The sequence below is a fragment of the Micromonospora sp. genome, from assembly GCF_048594385.1.
GTDB lineage: Bacteria > Actinomycetota > Actinomycetes > Mycobacteriales > Micromonosporaceae > Micromonospora > Micromonospora wenchangensis.
The window spans coordinates 1-5,593 of the sequence record NZ_JBMDWU010000197.1 but is presented as its reverse complement, the minus strand read 5'-3'; the positions used below and the strand labels follow the sequence as shown (position 1 = coordinate 5,593).

At 77.0% G+C, this 5,593-nt stretch carries 6 protein-coding genes; all 6 read right to left on the bottom strand.

Annotation, left to right across the window (positions count from 1 at the left end):
- Nucleotides 1-116: 116 nt before the first annotated feature.
- On the bottom strand, nucleotides 117-1,268 hold the full coding sequence (locus tag ACOJTC_RS10575; RefSeq protein ID WP_420116721.1) for a cobalt-precorrin-5B (C(1))-methyltransferase: 1,152 nt from the start codon (nucleotides 1,266-1,268) through the stop codon (nucleotides 117-119).
- Nucleotides 1,265-2,092, bottom strand: a complete 828-nt coding sequence (gene cobM, locus ACOJTC_RS10570; protein ID WP_420116720.1) for a precorrin-4 C(11)-methyltransferase — start codon at nucleotides 2,090-2,092, stop codon at nucleotides 1,265-1,267. Before cobM ends, ACOJTC_RS10575 begins: the two co-directional genes overlap by 4 nt.
- Nucleotides 2,089-2,871, bottom strand: a complete 783-nt coding sequence (gene cobI, locus ACOJTC_RS10565) for a precorrin-2 C(20)-methyltransferase (protein WP_420116719.1) — start codon at nucleotides 2,869-2,871, stop codon at nucleotides 2,089-2,091. Before cobI ends, cobM begins: the two co-directional genes overlap by 4 nt.
- Nucleotides 2,868-4,229 (bottom strand): cobyrinate a,c-diamide synthase, encoded by a 1,362-nt coding sequence (locus ACOJTC_RS10560; protein ID WP_420116722.1) that lies wholly within the window; start codon nucleotides 4,227-4,229, stop codon nucleotides 2,868-2,870. The genes cobI and ACOJTC_RS10560 overlap by 4 nt, the downstream gene beginning before the upstream one ends.
- Nucleotides 4,230-4,309: 80 nt before the next feature.
- Nucleotides 4,310-4,921 carry a cob(I)yrinic acid a,c-diamide adenosyltransferase gene (gene cobO / locus ACOJTC_RS10555; RefSeq protein ID WP_420116718.1) on the bottom strand — a complete coding sequence of 204 codons (612 nt, stop codon included), beginning with the start codon at nucleotides 4,919-4,921 and terminating at the stop codon, nucleotides 4,310-4,312.
- Nucleotides 4,921-5,593: VWA domain-containing protein (locus tag ACOJTC_RS10550; RefSeq protein ID WP_420116717.1), on the bottom strand; the 673-nt coding region annotated here is incomplete at its 5' end. The genes cobO and ACOJTC_RS10550, both read right to left, overlap by 1 nt.

Below are 5,593 nucleotides of genomic sequence, written 5' to 3'. Positions count from 1 at the left end.
CAGGTGCCGGGCCGCCCCGACGACCAGCCCGGCCCCGGCCAGGGCGGCGAGCGCCGGCGGCGGCAGTGGCCGGCCGGCCGCGTCCATCCCCAGCACCACGACCGGCTCGGGCCCGGTCACGCCGGCCACCGGCCGGAGGAGGCGACCAGGTGGTCGCCGGTGAAGTCGACCATCGCCACGTCGACGGTGAGCGCCGGCCCGGCGAAACGGCGCAGCACCTGGCGGACCCGGTCGCAGAGCAGGTCACCGGCGGGACGCAGCAACCCGGCGGCCTCCCACAGCTCGTAGGCGTGCCGGCCGGTGTTGGCCGCCAGCACCGCCGCCACCAGGTCGGCGTCGCCACCGGCCTCGGCGGTGACCGCGCCGAGCAGCGACAGGTCCACCTTCGAGCGGGTGTAGTGGGTCATCAGGATGCCGGCGGCGAGTTTGGCCAGCTTGCCGGCCATCCCGACGAAGACCACCCCGGTCATCGCGTCACCGACGGCGGCGGTGACGGCCGCGCCGGTGAAGTCGCCGACCTCGACGAAACACACCTCCGGCAGCTCCGGCAGCAGCGCGCGGGCAGCCCGTTCGGTGCGCCCGCCGGTGCACAGCACCACGGTCCGCTGCCCCTGGGCGGCCATCACGTGCACCGCCTGCACCACGCTGGCCCGCCAGGAGGCGGTGGAGAACGGCCGGACGACGCCGGTGGTGCCGAGGATGGAGATGCCGCCGACGATGCCGAGCCGCCGGTTGGTGGTCTTGCGGGCCATCACCTCGCCGCCCGGCACGCTGATCACCACCCGGACGCCCACCTCCGCCAGGTCGACCACCTCGGCGACGGCCTGGCCGATCATCCGGCGGGGGGTGTCGTTGAGGGCCGGCCCGCCGACGGCGAGGCCGAGCCCGGGGCGGGTGACGGTGCCGACGCCGTCCCCACCGGCGAGTTCCAGGCCGGGCCGGGGCCGCCAACCGACGGTCGCGGTGAGGTGCGCGCCGTGGGTGACGTCCGGGTCGTCCCCGGCGTCCTTGACCACGACCGCCTCCGCCTGCGGTTCGGGCGACGGCGTCAGGTCGCAGCGGGCCACCGCGAAGGTCACCCGCCGGCCGGCGGGCAGCCCGATCTCCACCTCCCGCTGGGGTACGCCGGTGAGCAGGGCGGTCACCGCCGCCTTCGCCGCCGCCGTCGCGCACGCGCCGGTGGTCCAGCCGGTCCGCAACGCCACCGGCCGGACCTTCGCGGTACGCGGCAGGTCCGGCTCGCGCAGCGGCGGCTCGGCGTACGTCACGGTGTGGCGTCCTCCACGGCGGCCCGGGAGCGGCGCAGCTCGGCGCGGGCGGCCGGCTCGGCCCGGCGGAAGGTGTGGAAGTGCCCGGGGTGGTAGAGGTGCGACCGGGTGCCGGTGGCGGCGAGCGCCGGCCCGACCAGGAACAGGGTGTGCTTCCACAACCGGTGTTCCTTGACGGTGGCCGCCAGCTCGCCGAGGACGCACCGCACCACCAGTTCGTCCGGCCAGGTCGCCTGGTAGGCAACCACGACCGGGGTGTCGGCCGGGTAGCCGCCGGCGAGCAGTTCGGTCTGGGCCTGCCCGGCGCGGGCGGCGGACAGGAACAGCGCCATGGTGGTGCCGTGCCGGGCGAAGTCGCGGACCCGCTCCCCCGCCGGCATCGGCGTCTTGCCGCCCTCCAGCCGGGTGAGGATCACCGACTGGGCCACCTCGGGGATGGTCAGTTCCCGGCCGACGATGGCGGCGACGGCGGTGAACGAGGAGACCCCGGGGACGATCTCCACGGCCAGGTCGAGGGCCCGGCACAGGTCGAGCTGCTCCTGCACGGCACCCCACAGCGCCGGGTCGCCGGAGTGGATCCGGGCCACGGTGAGCCCGTCGGCGGCGGCCCGCCGGTACAGCGGCAGCACCCCCTCGATGGGCAGCTGCGACGAGTCGACGATCTCGGCGTCGGGGCGGGCGTGGGCCAGTACGTCGGCGTGCACCAGGCTGGCCGCCCAGATCACCACGTCGGCGTCGGCGATCACCCGCGCGGCACGCAGGGTGAGCAGGTCGGCGGCGCCGGGCCCGGCCCCCACGAACCACACCTTTCCGGTGGACGTCACAGTTTTCCTCCCCGCCGGTCCCGGCGGGCCGGGACCAGCAGCGTCGACAGGTAGGGCAGCTCGTCGTCCGGGCCGACCGGCCCGATCCGTTCGTCGGGCAGGCCGAGGCCGCAGCCGAGCACCGCGTCGTCGAGCCGGTCGTGCCGGCGCAGCTCGTCGACGAGTTCCCGGTGCCGCCGCCAGCCCTTGTAGACCACCACGGTGCCGGGCCCGGCGAGGGCGGCGGCGACCGGCGTCGGGCCGGCGGTGGCCGGCAGCAGGGTCAGCGGCTCCCGCCCCTGGCACAGCGGGACGCCGCTGCGGGCGGCCAGCTCCTGCATGGCGGTGACGCCCGGCACGGTGCGCAGCCGCACCGCCGGCCGCAGCGCGCGGACGCCGTCGGCCAGGTAGGTGAAGGTGGAGTAGACGTTGGGGTCGCCGATGGTGGCGAAGGCGACCGAACGGGCCCCGGCGTCGAACGCGTCGACGACGGCGCGGGCGGCGGCGTCCCAGGCGGCCTCCCGGCGCGCGGTCACCCCGCCCCGGTCCTCGAGGGCGAACGGCAGCCGGCGCAGCCGGTCCGCCGGCACGTGCGCGCGGACCGTCGTCTCGGCCCGACCGGGGGGCGTCGCCGGGTCCGCCGCCAGCCGGTCCAGCACCGGTACGACCACCAGGTCGGCCTCGGCCAGCACCCGCACCGCCCTGAGGGTGAGCAGTTCCGGGTCCCCCGGCCCGACCCCCACCCCGGTCAGCGTGGCGGTGGCGGCGACGGGTGGGTGGTGCGCCCCGGTGCCGGTCACCGGGCCGCCGCCTCGACCAGGCGGCGGGCGGCCCGGGGGTGACCTGCCCAGTGGGTGTGCAGGTAGGAGGCGTGCACCTGCCCGGTGACGAAACCGTGGTCGGTGCCGTCCCACCGCCAGGCGGGCCGGTCGCCGTGCCCGGGGTCGGTGACGGTGCGGTGGAACTCGTGGCCGCGTACCTGCTCACCGGCGGCGTGGACCGGGGAGTCGGCGGTGGCGACCGCGTCGCGGTAGCCGAGGGTGAGCTGGCCGGTCATCCGGGCGTGGTGGTCGAGCCGCCCGCACATCGGCACCCCGTCCAGGGAGCGGCCGAGGTAGAGCAGCCCGGCGCACTCGGCGACCACCGGCCCGGCGAAGCCGGCCAGCTCGGCGCGGAGCCCGGTGTTGGCGCTCAACGCCTCGACGTGCACCTCGGGGAATCCGCCGCCGATGACCACGGCCCGGGTGCCGGCGGGCAGGGCCGGGTCACGCAGCGGGTCGAACGGGGCCACGGCCGCGCCGGCGGCGGTGAGCAGTTCGGCCGTCTCGGCGTACGAGAAGGTGAAGGCGGCACCGGCGGCGACCGCGACGACCGGACGGTCCCCGCCGGCCCGGCCACCGACGGCCGCCGTCGGGTCCCAGGCGTCGACGGTCAGCGGTGGGGCGCTGCGGGCCAGGTCGAGCACGGCGTCGAGGTCGACGGTGGCCTCGACGAGCCCGGCGAGCGCGTCGACGACGGCCAGCGACTCCGGTGCCCGTTCGGCGACCGGCACCAGCCCCAGGTGCCGGGCCGGCGCGGCCACCTCGACGGCCCGGGTCACCGCCCCCAGCACCGGTACGCCCACCTCGGCGAGCGCGTCGCGCAACAGGGTCTCGTGCCGGGGCGAACCGACCCGGTTGAGGATCACCCCGCCGACCCGTACCGCCGGGTCGAAGGCGCGCATGCCGAGCACCAGCGCGGCGGCCGACCGGCCCTGCGCGGTGGTGTCCAGGACCAGCAGCACCGGCGCGTCGATCAGCGTGGCGACGTGCGCGGTGGAGGCGTAGCCGGCCCGGCCGACCGCGCCGTCGTGCAGCCCCATCACCCCCTCGACCACGGCGACGTCGGCGGGGGTGGGCAGGCTGGCGCCGTGCCGCAGCAGCGGGGCGACCAGGTCCTCCCCGACCAGCCACGGGTCGAGGTTGCGACCGGGGCGGCCGGCGGCGAGCGCGTGGTAGCCGGGGTCGATGTAGTCGGGGCCGACCTTGTGCGGGCTGACCGTGAGACCCCGGCGGCGCAGCGCGGCGAGCAGCCCGGTGGCGACCGTGGTCTTGCCGTGCCCGCTGGCCGGGGCGGCGACCACCAGCCGGGGCAGCGCCCACGGGCCGGACGGCGGCACGCCCGGCACGGTGCCGCCCGGGTGACCGGCCGGCGCGTTGCCCGGCGGGCGGCGCTGGTCGGTGCGGCGGGTCGGTCCGGTCACCACTCGATGCCCTTCTGGCCCTTCTGGCCGGCGTCCATCGGGTGCTTGACCTTGGTCAGTTCGGCGACCAGGTCGGCCGCCTCGACCAGCCGCGGGTCGGCGTCCCGGCCGGTGATCACCACGTGCTGGAAGCCGGGCCGGTGGGTGAGGGTGTCGACCACCTCGTCGACGTCCACCCAGCCCCACTTCATCGGGTAGGTGAACTCGTCGAGGACGTACAGGCCGTAGCGCTGCGCGGCCAGGTCACGCTGGATCTGCCGCCAGCCCTCCAGGGCGTCGGCGGCGTGGTCGGCGTCGCCGCCGCGCTGGATCCACGACCAGCCCTCGCCCATCTTGTGCCAGGCCACCGGCGCGCCCTGCCCGGTTTCGGCGTGCACCTGGCCCAGGGCCCGGAAGGCGTTCTCCTCACCCACCCGCCACTTGGCGCTCTTGACGAACTGGAACACCCCGATCGGCAGCCCGGCCGTCCAGGCCCGCAGCGCCAACCCGAACGCCGCCGTCGACTTCCCCTTCATCTGCCCGGTGTGCACGATGGTCAACGGGCGGTGCCGCCGCTGCCGGGTGGTCAACCCGTCGGCGGGGACGTGTTCCGGCTTTCCCTGCGGCATCAGCGCACGCTCCGATTCGCTCCGACGGTGGCGAGCCCGGCCAGCGGGTCGGCGGTGACCGTGTCCAGGCGGTGGTGGGTCGCGCCGAGCTGGCCGGCCAGCCGGTGGGCCAGGTGCAGCCGGACCGGGCCCGACTCACAGTCCACCACGACGCAGGGCGCGCCGGTGGCGGCGAGCACCGCCGCCGCGCGCGCCGACCGCTCCAGCGGCCGGTGCCCGGCGGTGGCCCGGCCGTCGGTGACGACGAGCACCAGCGGACGCCGTCGCGGGTCCCGCAGCCGCTGCACCCGCAGCAGGTCGGCGGCGGCGAGCAGCCCCTCCGCCAGCGGGGGACGCCCGCCGGTGGGCAGCTCGGCCAGCCGTGCCGACGCGGCCAGCACCGAGGAGGTCGCCGGCAGCAGCACCTGCGCGCCGGCACCCCGGAAGGCGACCACCGCCACCGTGTCCCGCCGCTGGTAGGCGTCGGTGAGCAGGGCCAGCACCGCACCCTTGACCGCCGACATCCGCTGCCGCGCGCCCATCGAGCCGCTGGCGTCGACGACGAACAGCACCAGGTTGCCCTCGCGGCCCTCCCGGACCGCCTCCCGCAGGTCGTCCGGGCGCAGCAGCAACCGCCCGCCGCACCGGCCCCGCCGGGCCTGGTGCGGGGCGGCGGCGCGCAGGGTCGCCGGC